Raw genomic sequence first — 14,569 nt, 5'->3', positions numbered from 1 at the left:
TTGATACGGGTGTCGACGCCCCTTTTATTAACGCAGAAACAGACGTTGATGCAGATTCGCAGTCTGAGCACCCCGACAAAGCAGCACAGTCTGGCCGGGTGTCGCAATTTTTTGAGCGTTTAACAGAGCAAGCCCAGTCTGTAACAAAAAAAGAACCTTCTCTGAACGCTGACTTTTCCATCTATAGCGATGGAGATCCGCTGAGTGCAGGAAATGACCGGCAAGAATACAGGGTCGACGACAGCTCTGGTTTAATGCAAACGACGGAATCGGTCTCCCAGGCAGCAAACAATGAGGCGCGATCTGTTGAAGGGGTCTCAGCGGGGCCATCTCTGGCTAATAGATCTTCTGTCGATAACAAGGGGCAGGGGACTGTTAGTGAATCTGTGGCACCAGCGTCAGCGACGTCCCATGAAAAGCATGTAAAGATAGTGCCCCTGTCTGAAACCGTGAAGCCTCAGGCAAGTGATGATGACCTGGACGGAACTCCCCGTAGATCTTCCAAGTCAGCACTTTCCCAGCTTGGCAGAAAACGAATTCCTCCGCTGTCTTTGCTGGATAAGCCTGAAGATAAGAAAGAGCAGGGTTATAGCCCTGAGGTGCTTGAAGCAATGTCGAGATTGCTGGAATCGAAACTTAAAGATTTCGGCGTTATCGCAGAAGTTGTTGAAGTTAACCCGGGGCCGGTAATTACCCGTTTCGAAATTCAGCCGGCACCCGGCGTTAAAGTCAGCAAGATATCAAATCTTGCCAAAGATCTGGCTCGTTCGATGGCGGTGCTGAGTGTTCGGGTTGTTGAAGTTATTGCCGGGAAGTCGGTGGTTGGCATCGAGATTCCGAATGAAAACCGGGAGATTGTACGCCTGAGTGAAGTTCTCAATGCCAAAGTATACGGTAAAGCGGAATCTAAACTGAGCTTGGCGCTCGGTAACGATATTGCAGGTAACCCTGTGGTGGTTAACCTTGCAAAAATGCCTCACCTCTTGGTAGCGGGAACAACGGGTTCCGGTAAGTCTGTTGGTGTTAACGCCATGCTATTGAGTCTGCTGTTTAAGGCAACACCCGATGAAGTCCGTCTGATGATGGTGGATCCGAAGATGCTGGAGCTTTCCATCTACGACGGTATTCCTCATTTGTTAACTCCCGTTATCACTGATATGAAAGAAGCAGCCGCGGGATTGCGCTGGTGTGTCGCTGAAATGGAACGTAGGTACAAGTTGATGGCCAAATTAGGGGTTAGGAACCTGGCTGGATTCAACGATAAACTCAGAACTGCCCAGGCAAATGGTGAACCAATTCTTGATCCGTTGTGGAATCCATTGGAAGAAGGGTTTGATGAGCATGCCCCTGCGCCTGAACTGGAAAATCTGCCTTTTATCGTTGTTGTGATCGATGAATTTGCTGACATGATGATGATCGTGGGCAAAAAAGTGGAAGAGCTTATTGCTCGAATAGCTCAAAAAGCGCGAGCGGCGGGTATTCATCTGATATTGGCAACTCAAAGACCGTCAGTAGATGTTATCACGGGCCTTATCAAGGCAAACGTACCTACTCGAATTGCATTCCAGGTATCATCCAAAATTGACTCACGTACGATACTGGATCAAGGAGGAGCCGAAAACCTTCTAGGCTATGGAGATATGCTTTACTTGCCTGCGGGAACCAGCGTACCTGTTCGTGTTCATGGTGCCTTTGTTGCTGATGATGAGGTTCACCGTCTGGTTGATGCCTGGAAAAAATGGGGGCCGGCGAATTTTGTTGACAATATTCTGGCCTCTTCTGCCGACTCCGATTCTGGAGGAATGATGGGGGCCTCTTTTGATGATGAACAAGACCCCTTGTACGATGAAGCGGTTGCTTTCGTTACTCATAGTCGAAGAGCATCAATATCAGCCGTTCAGCGAAAGCTGAAGATTGGCTATAACCGCGCGGCTCGGATGGTAGAGTCGATGGAAGCCGCTGGGGTGGTCAGCGAAGCTGGTCATAATGGTAGTCGCGAAGTGCTGGCGCCACCACCGGTAGAAATGTAGATTTTTTGCCAGATATTCCGATAAAAACATATAAGGATAGTGATTAGCGTATGTATCGCCCTATAAGATATTTTGCTCTTTTTTTTGCACTGCTTTTTAGCTCCATGCCAGCGTTTTCCGGCTCTGCAGCTGAAAATCTTAATCGCCTTTTGTCTGAACTCAGCAGTTTCAGTGCTGACTTTGAGCAGTTGGTTCTCGATAACAGCGGCAGTCGGATGCAGGCAGCAAATGGGCATGTGGAGCTACAAAGACCTGGTATGTTCAGATGGAGAACCCAAGACCCTTTTCCTCAGTTACTGGTTTCCGATGGAAAGCAGCTTTGGCTTTACGATGAGGACTTAGAGCAGGTTACTGTTAAAGACGTTGATAATCGACTGGGCAATACGCCGGCCCTGTTGCTTAGTGGAGATATCAGTGATTTAGAGCAAAATTTTGTCATTTCCGGGCCATCGGAAGGAAAAGAGGGTGTTTATCGCTTGGTTCCCAAGGATGAGAATTCACTTTTTGTTGTCATGCGGATTATGTTTTCTGGCGGCATTCCGGTTGAAATGCAGCTGGAGGATAATCTTGGCCAACAAACCAGCGTGGCGTTTCAAAACTCTCAATTTAACCCGGATTTAGAACCGTCTATTTTTACCTTCACCGTACCTGATGGGGTTGATGTCATTGGAGAGTAGGCTCATCCTTGCTGTCGTGTCGTTACCGAGACAGGAGTGGGACAATATGCTGAGTAACTATAGGGTAGGCAAATACTAGTGGATCAAGATCTTTTTGGTTCGTCTGATCAGGGCTATCAACCATTGGCTTCCCGTATGCGGCCGCGTACTCTGGACGAGTATATTGGTCAAGAGCATATTTTGGGCGAGGGCAAGGCACTGCGCACAGCCATAGAGCAGGGTATTCCCCACTCTATGGTGTTATGGGGACCACCCGGTGTTGGAAAAACAACACTGGCGCGTTTGATTACAGAACTGAGTGATGCTCATTTTTCAACTATTTCTGCTGTTCTGGCCGGTGTAAAGGATATTCGATTGGCTGTGGATCAGGCAAAACAGCTCAGGGCTCAATCTGGTCGAAAAACCATACTCTTTGTTGACGAGGTACACCGTTTTAACAAAGCTCAGCAGGATGCTTTCTTGCCATTTGTTGAAGAAGGTACGCTTATTTTTATTGGTGCGACCACGGAAAACCCTTCCTTCGAACTAAATAGCGCGTTGCTTTCCCGAGCTCGTGTGTATTTATTACGTTCGTTGGAGTCTTCCATTTTGACAAAAATGATTGAAACGGCTCTGCATGATTCAGAACGTGGTCTGGGGGGGCGGGATTTAGAGATTGCCCCGGAGCTTCTGGAGATGATGGCTGTTGCCGCCGATGGGGATGGGCGAAGAGCATTGAATCTGCTGGAAATCGCTGCCGATCTTGCCAGAAAGGAGGGCGGTCGGGAAATCGTTGATGAAGCAGTTATGGAAGAAGTCCTGCAAGCCAGCACTCGACGTTATGATAAGGGCGGTGACATCTTTTATGACCAAATCTCGGCTTTTCATAAATCAGTTCGAGGCTCATCGCCCGACGGAGCTCTGTATTGGTACGCCCGAATGCTTGATGGGGGCTGTGATCCGCTTTATATTGCCAGACGTCTGCTGGCTATTGCTTCCGAGGATATCGGCAACGCAGATCCTCGGGCAATGGAAGTTTCCCTTAACGCCTGGAGCGCATTTGAACGCCTTGGGCCTGCGGAGGGCGAGCGTGCTATTGCACAGGCCGCTATCTATTGCGCCTGTGCTCCTAAAAGTAATGCAGTGTATAAAGCGTTTAGCAGTGCCAAAGCGGATGTGAGTTCGAGTCCTTCTTATGAAGTGCCTGATCACCTGCGTAATGCCCCCACCAAACTCATGGGGAGTCTTGGCTATGGTCAGGAGTATCGCTACGCTCATGATGAAGAGCAAGCCTATGCTGCCGGTGAGTGTTATCTGCCGGAAGAAATACAGAATCAGAGATATTACTTCCCTGAACCCAGAGGCCTTGAAATTAAAATTCAGGATAAGCTCAAGCATCTGACCGAACTGGATCGACTCAGCACTAAGCAACGCTATAAGTAATATAAGCCAGACCAGGATAAGCACCATGCAACAATTGCTGTCTATCGCCGGAGGTGGGGCTCTAGGGGCTTTACTCCGTTACTGGGTAAGTGGGTATGTTGTCAGCAACACAAACCACTACCTGCCGCTGGGAACGTTCACGGTCAATGTTCTGGGTTCTCTGTTAATGGGCGTCTGCTTTGTATTAATTATGGAAAAATCCCTGATTTCAGCAGATTTTCGACCTTTGATGATGGTCGGATTACTAGGGGCCTTTACCACTTTCTCCACGTTCTCCCTCGAGACTGTGGTTCTGTTGCAGGAAGGGCATATCATGTCAGCTGCAATTTATATATTATTAAGCGTTATTTGTTGTACGGCGGCATTGTTCGCTGGTATCTGGTTTTCACGAGTCCTCTTTTGACTCAGTTTTACACGATTTTTTATTTATGATTGATGCTTTTATCATTCATTTTTTGTAACTGATTATTTTCAACTTCCGAGATAAGGTTTCATCGCGCTCATGCTTGACCCTAAACTTCTTCGTAACGATATTGACTCCGTCGCTCAACAACTGAAAAAGAAAGGTTATGTCCTGGATACTGACCGATTTGACCAGCTTGAGCAGGTACGTAGAGAGCTTCAGACCAAAACTGAATACTTGCAAAGCTTAAGAAAGCAGCAGGCATCGAAGATAGGTATGGCTGCTAAAGCGGGTGAAGACATCGCCCCGTTAAAAGCTGAAGGGGAGCAGATCAAAAAAGATCTTGAAGACTTATCGAGCGATTTTAAAAAAGTTCAGGCTGATCTTGATGATCTGTTATCCGGCGTTCCCAATATACCGGATAGCTCGGTTCCTGAAGGCAACAGCGAAGATGATAATGTTGAAGTGCGAGTCTGGGGTGAACCAGCAGTTTTTGATTTCGAGCCTAAGGATCATGTAGACCTGGGTGCAGCCAATGGTGAGCTGGACTTTGAACTGGCGGCCAAAATCACCGGTTCCAGATTTGCTGTGATGCGAGGGCAGTTGGCTCGTATGCATCGTGCATTGATCCAGTTTATGCTCGATGTACAAACCAATGAGCATGGTTATCAGGAAGTTTATGTTCCTTATCTGGTAAACAGTGACAGTTTGCGTGGAACAGGCCAGTTACCAAAGTTTGAAGAGGACCTGTTCAAAGTTCCTGGTGATAATGATCTGTATCTGATTCCGACAGCCGAAGTACCTGTTACCAACATTGTCCGTGATGTGATCGTTGAGGCGGATCAGCTACCCTTGAAATTTACCAGCCATACGCCTTGTTTCCGTAGCGAAGCAGGCAGCTATGGTCGTGATACCCGTGGAATGATTCGACAGCACCAGTTTGAAAAAGTTGAAATGGTGCAGCTTGTTGAGCCTGAAACATCTTCTGAAGCACTGGAGCAACTGACGGGTAACGCTGAGGCAATTCTACAAAAGCTGAACCTCCCTTATCGTGTTGTTATTCTTTGTGGTGGGGACTTAGGTTTTTCTTCTGCCAAGACTTACGACCTGGAAGTCTGGTTGCCCGGTCAACAGAAATACCGGGAGATTTCCTCTTGCTCGAATATGGGGGATTTTCAGGCTCGTCGAATGCAGGCTCGCTGGAGAAATCCAAAAACAGGCAAGCCCGAATTGCTGCATACGCTGAACGGATCAGGGTTGGCTGTTGGTCGTACGTTGGTCGCAATATTGGAAAACTACCAAACAGCTGATGGCAAAGTACGTGTTCCCGAGGTGTTGGTACCCTATATGGGTGGCGTTACTGAAATTTAATCCAGCCCCGCCAGCAATCAATCTATCGATTGCTGGCATTGCTTCTCAGAAACGTTGACAAGCAGGATTTTCTCCATTGTTAACACATTCAAACTCCTCAATCATTTCATTGTTTGCCTCTGCTTTTATGACAAAGAGACTTGAACTGCTTCGTTGGTCCAGCTGGTATTCTGTACTGAGCATTCTGCTCATTGCGGCGTTTGCACTCAACTTTGCCCGTTTTATGCCTGAGTTTAATCATTGGATTCAGTCAGCTTACGTAACATCTGCACTCCTGGGCCATTTTAGTTCTCTTGGTTTGATATTTTACCTGGTTGTTTTGCTTCCTTTGATTTTGCTGGTACCTCAGCGAATACTCATAAAAGCGCTGCTGGTGCTGATTGCCACCCTTGCCGGTGTTGCCATTGTTCTTGATTATCAGGTTTATACCCAGTATCGGTTTCATCTAAATGGTGTGTTACTTAATCTGATCATTGAAGATGGGGGAGAAGAAATATTTGTCTTCTCATGGATGACCTGGCTGCTGGCCGGTGGCGTGTTTCTGGGAATCCTGCTGACCCAGCTGCTACTGGTGAGGATTACAAATAAATGGGTTTTACGGTCAAAAAAAAGCAAAGCGGGAGTTTGGGTAGGGCTTATTTTTATTTTCAGCTTTATTGTGAGTCATAGTATCCATATCTGGGCAGATGCTCATTATGATCAGAGAATTACTGGTCTGACTCGGCATATACCTTTCTATTATCCAACAACTGCGAAAGGCTTTTTACAAAAACGGGGCTGGGCAAACCTGGACAAAAACCGTGAACAAGCCCAGCAGGCCTTGAAAATGAGCTCAGGTACCAATAAGGATCTGGATTACCCAAAGTCGCCACTCAGTTGCCAAGCGCCTGAGGCCGCCAAAAATGTTCTGCTTATCGTAATAGACACCTGGCGTTATGATGAGCTGGATTCCCAGACTACACCGTTTCTGAGTGCTCTAAAGGAAGAAGACAGCTCCCTTTATTTTGACCGGCATTATAGTGGTGGCAACTCTACTAAGTCGGGAATTTTCAGTCTGTTTTACGGGCTTCCCAGCAATTACTGGTCAGCGATGTCAGCGGGATTGACCAGTCCTGTGTTAATGGATCAATTTCAACAGGCGGATTATCAGATGGGGGTGTTCGCATCGGCAAAGTTGACACATCCGGCTTTTGATCGGAATGTATTTGCTGGAATTCCTAACCTAAGAACCTCCTCGACAGGCGATAACGCCTGGCAGAAAGATCAGGATGTTAACGCTGATTGGGAGCGGTTTTTGGAGGACCGAGATCAAAGCAAACCATTTTTCGGTTTCCTGTTTTATGATTCACCTCATGCTTATACGTTTCCACCGGGTGGGGTCGAACCTATTGAGCCTCTATGGGAACGTATTGACCACCTTGCCCTTAATCAGGATTTTGATCCAACCCCCTACCTTAATCGCCATAAGACATCAGTCAAGTATGTTGACCAACTGATCCAGCAGGTAGTTGAACAACTTAAACAACAGGGACTGTATGAGAACACGGTGATATTGATTACAGCGGATCATGGTGAGGAATTTAATGACAATGGCCAAAATTTCTGGGGACATGGAAGTAACTATACTGATGTTCAGACACGAGTGCCGATGCTGATTCACTGGCCTGGAAAGCCGAGCAGGCCGATGGAGCATCGCACAAGTCATATGGACTTACCGACGACATTACTGAGTGATGTGTTGGGCTGTGCTAATCCTGCGGCTGATTACAGCATTGGAAAAAATCTCTTCGATGAAACTCCTCGGGAATGGTTATATGCGGGTAGCTATTACAACTACGCAATTTTAATGGAAGATTCTATACTGGTAACCTATCCGACAGGCAATTATGAACTTCTTGGTTTGGATAATCGCCCTTTAGACGGTAAAACTCTTAAACCACAAATGTCATTGGAGATATTGCAAGCCCTGTCCCGGTTTTATCGCTGACAGCAGATAGTTAAAGGGTAATAATTCATTTAACTCTAACACCATGCTACTCTTCTGATAACTAATGGAAAAATGCCCGCTGAAGTAGCATAAATGACTAGCGGATCAGACCATTAAACGGGGGCCTCAATAATGCTTTTATGCTTAAGTAACATTTCTGGCTTAAGTAACACACCTGACTCAGGTAATACTCCGGGCTATTGCTGTGCTAAACAGGTTACTGAATGAGATACGCAGTCTTATCGCTGTTGCTTATGTTGACGGTGCCTGCATGGGGTAATTTCTACGAGGGCTTGGAGGCCTACGAACGGGGTGATCATGCAGCAGCATTAAAAGCGTGGCGGTCTTTGGCTATTCAAGGAAATGCCAGTGCTCAGTATGACCTGGGGTTGGTTTATCTTTCCGGGCAAGGACTTGCCAAGGATCCGGTAAAAGCATCTTACTGGATGAGAAAAGCCGCTTTGCAGAAACTTCCTCGAGCTATGGCTATGCTTGGTTCTTTTTATGAGCAGGGTATAGGCGTCGCTAAAAACTATAAAGAAGCGGCAACCTGGTATCACCGAGCAGCAGAAGAAGGTGATCCGTTGGGGCAGTTTCGCTTGGGGATGCTCTACAAAATGGGCAAAGGAGTTGCCAGGGATTATTCACTGGCAATCCACTGGCTGTTGTTTGCTTCAGAGCGCGGATTATCTCCAGCACAATATAATCTGGCTATTATGTATTACAAGGGTATTGGGGTTCCAAGGCGTTTTAAGAAAGCACTCAAATGGCATACTAAAGCAGCCGCTCAGGGCAATATCAGCTCTTTGATCACGTTGGGCGTTATGCATTTCAAGGGTGAAGGCGTTGACAGAAACCTCCAGGAAGCATACAGCTGGTGGGCAACCGCAGTTGCTGCCGGGGATGAGGAGTCCGCGAGAACCCGTGATGCGGTTGCTTCAATGATGTCGGCCTCTGACCTTGAGCAGGCCAAATTGCTGGCAGAAAGAAAGATTCAACGATTACTGGCTGACAGGAAGTAAGCCGTAGGACGCAACGTCACTTGGGTGTCTGAATATGACTGGGTATCACAGCTGCCCGGTCACTCCCCATGGGTTGTGAATTTCTGATCACTGTAGAAAGTATTGCTGCGAACGACTTATTGCAATTTAAGGCACCCACTGGGCGCTCCAATCTTCGATTAATTCATCAAGTACTTGAATCAAAAAGGTACAGCTCAGTTTAACTTCCGGACTCATCTGTGCGCCTAGTTCAAAACAATATCCGGTAATACCCAATTGCCAAAGTACTTCAGGCGGCTCGATCCCCACCTGCGCTGCAACACCTAGTAGTTGCGACGGAGACAAGGAATGGCTGGTGCTGGCTATGTTTTGAGCTGTGGTTATTGCTGACAAGCAGATAGGAGGACCAGGGCGGGCAGATGCATCCACAAACAGAAACAGTCCTTCGCGCTTTAGTTCGAGAGCATCTTCTATTTGCCATTGGTGGTCATAGATTATGTTTAATTTATTGTTCTTAATTAACTGGTTATGGGTGCTTTTTAATGTTTCATATAACAAATAACCTGCGCTATCGTCACCTCTGGCAGGGTTGCCGCAAAAAAAGATGAAGAGTTGGTTATGACTCCTGATCGCCCGTTGTAAGGGAGCCAGTGCTGTCCTTGTTGAACCTAAGACTTCAGAGGAGTTGCTTGCTACTAACGACATCTCGGCTTTATCAATTTTCATGGGCTGTTGCGTAACCAGTGCTCTCAGCAGAGACACCTGACATCAGACTAAACGCGCCGGTATCATCGCGACCAGCTTTGCTAACCACATCCCCCGACAGACTGTGAACCTCTATTTGTAATGGCATTTGACCGATCGCATGAGTGGCGCAGGACAAACAGGGATCGTAAGCGCGGATGGCCATTTCGACACGGTTTAGCAATCTTTCGGTAATCTCGTTCCCGTTTAGCTCCTTCTGGCAGACATCCTGTATAGCCATATTCATTGCCTGATTATTACTTGTAGTGGATACAATAAGGTTGGCTTTTTGTATAAGATCCTGGTCATCAACAATGTAATGGTGGATCAGGGTTCCTCTGGGGGCCTCGATAACCCCGAAGCATTCTGGTTGTCGAATCCCCGGTTCAACGGTTAGTTGAGAGCCCAGCAACACTGGGTCATAAAGGAGTTCTTCTATGGCTTCGCCACAATAAAGCAGCTCTATCATTCTTGCCCAGTGATAGAGGAGGGAGCTTTGTTCAGAGGCCGGACAACAGTTCATTAAGTCTATTCTGGCTTGTTCTGAAACAGGAAATCCCATCCCGTCACAATTCAGCACTCGAGCAAGCGGACCTACGCGGTACCATCCTTTTTCTTTCCCCAAAGCATCAAGAAATGGAAATTTCATGTAGCTCCAGGGCTTTACCTCTTCAAGGATGTGTTTGCTGTAGTCGCAATAGTTTACCTGATCAAATAACAGCGTCCCATTATCTCTGCGTGCTCGAAGACCACCATGGTAAAGTTCGAACTCTCCGGCATCGTTGACCATGCTGAGAATTGGGGAGGTTATGGCGGCAAACTGTTGATGACTAGCCCCCAAATAGAGTTTTTTAGCCAGTTCTACAGCTTCCTGAAGCCAAGGCTTTACTTCGTCTAATTGTTGCTGGAGAGAGCTAATCTGAGTCGTACTCAGGTTTCGATTAATACCGCCAGGAATGGCTATTGATCCATGAACCCGTTTTCCGGAAATGGCTTCTATTATTTTCTGGCCGAATTTACGGAGTTTGACCCCCTTCATGGCAATTTCTGAGTGACAGTCCAGTAGATGTATGAAATTCCTGTCGTTGGCTGATACGCCGTCACCAAACAGTAAGTCTGGAGAGGCCAAATGAAAAAAATGCAGGGCATGAGATTGTAATACCTGCCCATAGTGAAGTAATCGGCGAGTTTTGTCCGCAGTGTCGCTCAATTGCTCGGAACCTATCAGCATATCAATTGCTTTTCCTGCGGCAAGATGGTGGCTGACCGGACAGATTCCACACAATCGCTGAACAATCATCGGTAGTTCCCAGTAGGGCCTGCCTTGAATAAACCGTTCAAAGCCACGAAATTCAACAATGTGAAGGCGTGCCTGTTGGACTTGATGATGCTTATCTACTAATAGGGTGACCTTTCCGTGTCCTTCGACTCTGCTGACCGGATCGATGGCAATTCTTCGAAAAGAGTCTGTGTCGCTCGTTTCATCTTTTTTCATTACGCCCTGTCCAGTTCATTAGTGTTTCAGTGCGAATCGTTGTTATTAACCGTTGTTATTGTGCGTATTTTGCTGCGATGTCTTCCTTAGGTTCAAAGGTTGCTCCACTATAGAGGCTTTCTGTGTTTAGGTTTCTTAGTCATAACGAAGTGCAGAGCCTTGTATTAACGGTTCTCTGCCTGCCAATAATTCTGTCAGGAAATACCAAATAGTATCGGCGCTTGGAGGGCAGCCCGGAAGAAAATAGTCCACTTTGATCGCATCCTGTATCGGATGGACTTTGCTCAACAGTTTTGGAATTTCAGGGTCGTCAGGTATTTGAGGGTTTACCGTGCCAGGAGCGGTTAGATACGACTCCCTTAGACAATCTGCCAGGCTATGATTGTTGCGCATTGCAGGGATTCCACCGTTTATCGCACAGGCGCCAACAGCAACTACGATTTTGCATTGTTGACGAAATTCCTGCAGAACATGTAAGTTTTCCTGATTGCTCAAGCCTCCCTCAATAAGGCCGACATCACAGCTACCGCAATGCTTGATATCAGTTAAAGGGGATCGATCAAATTCGATCCAATCCGCTAAATCAACTAGGCGTTCATCTATATCCAGCAAAGACATGTGGCATCCAAAGCATCCGGTTAACGAACAGGTTGCCAATCGTGGTTTATTTGCCATTTGTATGCTTTCCGGTTGTTAAGTTGATCGGTTTGCTGTGCTCAGGACCTTCTCTTTTCTTTCTTTCTGTTAAGTTACTGGTAGAGTGATTGTAACGGGGCCTGCAGTTTCCAACACTGGTAATTTGCTGATGGTCATAGAGTCGCTCTCCAATCGGAATATGAAACCCTTCGCCACGAATCAATATTGCTCCCACCGGACAAATCTGTGCCGCTTTATCATTAACCGAAATGCTGCTGTCACCAAGAAGCCCGGAATCGCTGCAGACGGATAGATAGCTGTTTTGACCTCTACCGCCTATTTTAAACAGATTCTTTCCTTCAGCTTCGCTGGCCCTGACGCAAAGACCACAGAGTATGCAGCGATCAGGGTCCAGGATAATATCAGGATGTGAGGCATCAACTTTTCTCGTTGGAAACAGTTGAGTGTAGTGATTCTCTTGCATCTCCAGAGCGTATCCTATTGCCTGAAGCTGGCAGTTGCCCGATCGCTCGCAACTGGGGCAATAGTGATTGCCATCGACAAACAATAGCTGAGTAATTGAACGCCTTAAATCTTTCAAATCTTTACAATTATTCTGAACTTCCATCCCGTCTACAGCTTTTTCTGAGCAGGAGGCAAGATATCGCCCATCAACTTTGACAGTGCAGACCTTGCAGCTGCCATGAGGAGGATAATCAGGGTGATGACAGAGGTGTGGAATATAGACCGAAGCCTCTGTAGCGGCTTCCATTATGGTTTGCCCAGGCTGAAAACAAACAGCCCTGCCATCAATGGTAATTTTATTGCTACTTTGAGTCATTACAGGATCTACCGTCTTGTCAGGGGCTCAAAAGCACTCCCATTATTTTCAGATTAGTGGCATTCCGGTTCCAGCAGTAACTCTGTTGCAGGTATGCAAGAATCCTCAATAAGTTTCGGATAACTTTCCATTAGCTGCAACAAGGGCAGAGCCGCTGTTTTGCCTAACCCGCAATGACTGCTGTTAATCATAAGTTCTCCCAGCGATTTTATTTTAGCCAATTCGTGGGCGTGGATACGCCGTTGTTTTAATCGGGCTGTAAATAAATCCAGCTGTTTACAACCGACCCGGCATGGTGTGCAAAAACCACAACTTTCATGTGCAAAAAAATCAGTAAAGTTAGTCACAACGTCAATAAGGCTGCGGCTATGTCCGATGACCATAAAGGAGCCGCCTGTCGGCACGTCTTCAAAGGCAATGCAGCGATCAAAGTGATCGCGCGGTATGCATGCACCTGAAGGTCCGCCAATCTGAACAGCAAGTGCATCTTCTGCACCGCAACGCTCTAGAACCTCAGCGATGCTTACTCCCCAGGGAAGCTCATAAATACCGGGATATTTACAATCTCCGGATACGCTATGTAATTTTGTGCCTTTGGAATGCTCAGTCCCGATTGCAGCAAATTTTTGGCCACTGGTGAGGGCTATTTCAGTAATACAGGCAAAAGATTCGACGTTGTTCAGCAGTGTAGGAAACCCCAGGTAGCCGGATTGTGCTGGAAATGGAGGGCGAATTCGGGGTACGCCGCGCTTACCTTCCAGAGATTCGATCAGGGCTGTTTCCTCACCGCAAATATAGGCTCCGGCTCCCAGGTGGATGGATATATCAAAGCTGAAGCCAGCTAGGTTTTTGGCGTTATGTCCAAGCCACCCTTGTGCTCGTCTGGTCTGGAGTTGATCTTGAAGAAACTTAAACAGCCAAGCGTACTCTGCGCGTAAATAGACTATTCCCTTATGAGCCCCGAGAGCCCAGCCAGCTATCGTCATTCCCTCAAAGACTTGCTGACAATGACGTTGTAGTAAAACCCTGTCTTTAAAGGTTCCGGGCTCTCCTTCGTCAGCATTGCAAATGACGTACTTGGAACGTTTACTGTTTTGTTGAATAACACCGGAAAACTTCAGAAAAGTACTGAATCCAGCACCGCCTCTACCTCTTAATGATGAGGTCTGCAGTTCGTCCAGAAAAGATTCTTTTGAGTGTTTGATAACCTGAGATAAAGCCTGGCCAGGAGAAACAGTCCGGTCCAGCAAAGCGCCTGGTTCTCTAATGTTATCAGAAACCAGGAACCAGTCCTGGGGCCATTGATTAAAAGAGGCGCGGGATTCAATGAGGATGGCAATTTGCTTAATACGTTCAGAAGTCAGATTCACAATGGGATGGCCGTTAATCAATGCGGCTGGTCCCTGGTCACAAAGCCCCGTACAGGAAGTCATTGTGACACTCACAAGACTGTCTTCTCTTAATGCGCCATCAGGTGTTTTCAGTAAGTAACAAAGTTGCTGAAAAATATCTGACTGGCCCAGAAAAGTATCGGTTATATTGTTGCTGAGGAGTATTTGATATTGCCCTTGAAATTCAGCAGACAGAAAACTGTAAAAATCAATAATGGATCGAACTTCCCCTCCGGTGATCTTAAGTTGGCAGCTCAGTTCTCTAACTGCCAGTGGTGAGACCCAGCCAAATCTCAGCTGAATTCTAATTAACGCCTGTAGCAGAAAGAGCTTGGAGAAACCGTAGTGCTGACAGACTGATTTAACATATAACGGCGTTGTTAACTTTTTTGATGGGTGGGAAGGGAGCTGAGTGCCAGTGGATTTGACAGTTCTCTCCTTAGCAGCAGGAAGCGCCCAGGGACCTGCCGGCAGAATTTGATCAGGATCCAAAAAGCGTTTGACTGACATTGCAATTACTCCCGTATCCATTTCGGTATTTCAGTTTATCGAAAGCTTTTAAGAAAGCAAT

Annotated in this window: 11 protein-coding genes and 1 pseudogene; 7 read left to right on the top strand and 5 right to left on the bottom strand. The window is 46.8% G+C overall.

The annotated features are described in order from the left end of the window. Positions 1-536 precede the first annotated feature (536 nt). From BGP75_RS27425 to BGP75_RS14120, 7 genes and pseudogenes are all read left to right on the top strand, one after another. Positions 537-2,030: pseudogene (locus BGP75_RS27425) on the top strand (DNA translocase FtsK); the annotation flags it as partial. 50 nt (positions 2,031-2,080) lie between these two features. Beyond that, positions 2,081-2,707 carry an outer membrane lipoprotein chaperone LolA gene (gene lolA / locus BGP75_RS14145; protein WP_076719468.1) on the top strand — a complete coding sequence of 209 codons (627 nt, stop codon included), beginning with the start codon at positions 2,081-2,083 and terminating at the stop codon, positions 2,705-2,707. Between the two features lie 135 nt (positions 2,708-2,842). Then, positions 2,843-4,129, top strand: coding sequence for a replication-associated recombination protein A (locus tag BGP75_RS14140; protein ID WP_076719612.1), 1,287 nt, complete (start codon positions 2,843-2,845; stop codon positions 4,127-4,129). Between the two features lie 25 nt (positions 4,130-4,154). Then, a complete protein-coding gene (gene crcB, locus BGP75_RS14135; RefSeq protein WP_076719467.1) occupies positions 4,155-4,532 on the top strand; it encodes a fluoride efflux transporter CrcB in 378 nt (125 codons plus the stop codon). Between the two features lie 99 nt (positions 4,533-4,631). Next, positions 4,632-5,903 (top strand): serine--tRNA ligase, encoded by a 1,272-nt coding sequence (serS, locus tag BGP75_RS14130; protein WP_076719466.1) that lies wholly within the window; start codon positions 4,632-4,634, stop codon positions 5,901-5,903. Between the two features lie 76 nt (positions 5,904-5,979). Continuing rightward, a complete protein-coding gene (locus tag BGP75_RS14125) occupies positions 5,980-7,890 on the top strand; it encodes a DUF3413 domain-containing protein (protein ID WP_076719465.1) in 1,911 nt (636 codons plus the stop codon). Positions 7,891-8,114: 224 nt separating this feature from the next. Continuing rightward, positions 8,115-8,912 carry a tetratricopeptide repeat protein gene (locus BGP75_RS14120; RefSeq protein ID WP_076719464.1) on the top strand — a complete coding sequence of 266 codons (798 nt, stop codon included), beginning with the start codon at positions 8,115-8,117 and terminating at the stop codon, positions 8,910-8,912. A gap of 126 nt (positions 8,913-9,038) precedes the next feature. Here BGP75_RS14120 and BGP75_RS14115 read toward each other — a convergent pair whose 3' ends face one another. The 5 genes from BGP75_RS14115 to BGP75_RS14095 all read right to left on the bottom strand — a co-directional run bounded on the left by BGP75_RS14115 (position 9,039) and on the right by BGP75_RS14095 (position 14,508). Beyond that, positions 9,039-9,617, bottom strand: a complete 579-nt coding sequence (locus BGP75_RS14115; protein WP_076719463.1) for a hypothetical protein — start codon at positions 9,615-9,617, stop codon at positions 9,039-9,041. Beyond that, positions 9,607-11,130 carry a Ni/Fe hydrogenase subunit alpha gene (locus BGP75_RS14110; RefSeq protein ID WP_076719462.1) on the bottom strand — a complete coding sequence of 508 codons (1,524 nt, stop codon included), beginning with the start codon at positions 11,128-11,130 and terminating at the stop codon, positions 9,607-9,609. Before BGP75_RS14110 ends, BGP75_RS14115 begins: the two co-directional genes overlap by 11 nt. 135 nt (positions 11,131-11,265) lie before the next feature. Next, positions 11,266-11,805, bottom strand: a complete 540-nt coding sequence (locus BGP75_RS14105) for an NADP oxidoreductase (protein ID WP_076719461.1) — start codon at positions 11,803-11,805, stop codon at positions 11,266-11,268. Continuing rightward, positions 11,795-12,607: a 2Fe-2S iron-sulfur cluster-binding protein gene (locus BGP75_RS14100; RefSeq protein ID WP_076719460.1), complete on the bottom strand. Its 813-nt coding sequence runs from the start codon at positions 12,605-12,607 to the stop codon at positions 11,795-11,797. The genes BGP75_RS14105 and BGP75_RS14100 overlap by 11 nt, the downstream gene beginning before the upstream one ends. 53 nt (positions 12,608-12,660) lie before the next feature. Further along, positions 12,661-14,508 carry an NAD(P)H-dependent oxidoreductase subunit E gene (locus BGP75_RS14095; RefSeq protein WP_158070115.1) on the bottom strand — a complete coding sequence of 616 codons (1,848 nt, stop codon included), beginning with the start codon at positions 14,506-14,508 and terminating at the stop codon, positions 12,661-12,663. Positions 14,509-14,569 lie beyond the last annotated feature (61 nt).

Source organism: Motiliproteus sp. MSK22-1, assembly GCF_001968815.1.
Lineage (GTDB): Bacteria > Pseudomonadota > Gammaproteobacteria > Pseudomonadales > Balneatricaceae > Motiliproteus.
The sequence above is the reverse complement of the archived record's forward strand: the minus strand, read 5'-3'. Positions and strand labels throughout refer to the sequence as shown.

Bases quoted from the DNA above. Each gene is read 5' to 3' on its own strand.
- lolA (WP_076719468.1), top strand. From the start codon at position 2,081: ATGTATCGCCCTATAAGATATTTTGCTCTTTTTTTTGCACTGCTTTTT.
- BGP75_RS14140 (WP_076719612.1), top strand. From the start codon at position 2,843: ATGCGGCCGCGTACTCTGGACGAGTATATTGGTCAAGAGCATATTTTG.
- crcB (WP_076719467.1), top strand. From the start codon at position 4,155: ATGCAACAATTGCTGTCTATCGCCGGAGGTGGGGCTCTAGGGGCTTTA.
- serS (WP_076719466.1), top strand. From the start codon at position 4,632: ATGCTTGACCCTAAACTTCTTCGTAACGATATTGACTCCGTCGCTCAA.
- BGP75_RS14120 (WP_076719464.1), top strand. From the start codon at position 8,115: ATGAGATACGCAGTCTTATCGCTGTTGCTTATGTTGACGGTGCCTGCA.
- BGP75_RS14115 (WP_076719463.1), bottom strand. From the start codon at position 9,617: ATGAAAATTGATAAAGCCGAGATGTCGTTAGTAGCAAGCAACTCCTCT.
- BGP75_RS14110 (WP_076719462.1), bottom strand. From the start codon at position 11,130: ATGAAAAAAGATGAAACGAGCGACACAGACTCTTTTCGAAGAATTGCC.
- BGP75_RS14105 (WP_076719461.1), bottom strand. From the start codon at position 11,805: ATGGCAAATAAACCACGATTGGCAACCTGTTCGTTAACCGGATGCTTT.
- BGP75_RS14100 (WP_076719460.1), bottom strand. From the start codon at position 12,607: ATGACTCAAAGTAGCAATAAAATTACCATTGATGGCAGGGCTGTTTGT.
- BGP75_RS14095 (WP_158070115.1), bottom strand. From the start codon at position 14,508: ATGTCAGTCAAACGCTTTTTGGATCCTGATCAAATTCTGCCGGCAGGT.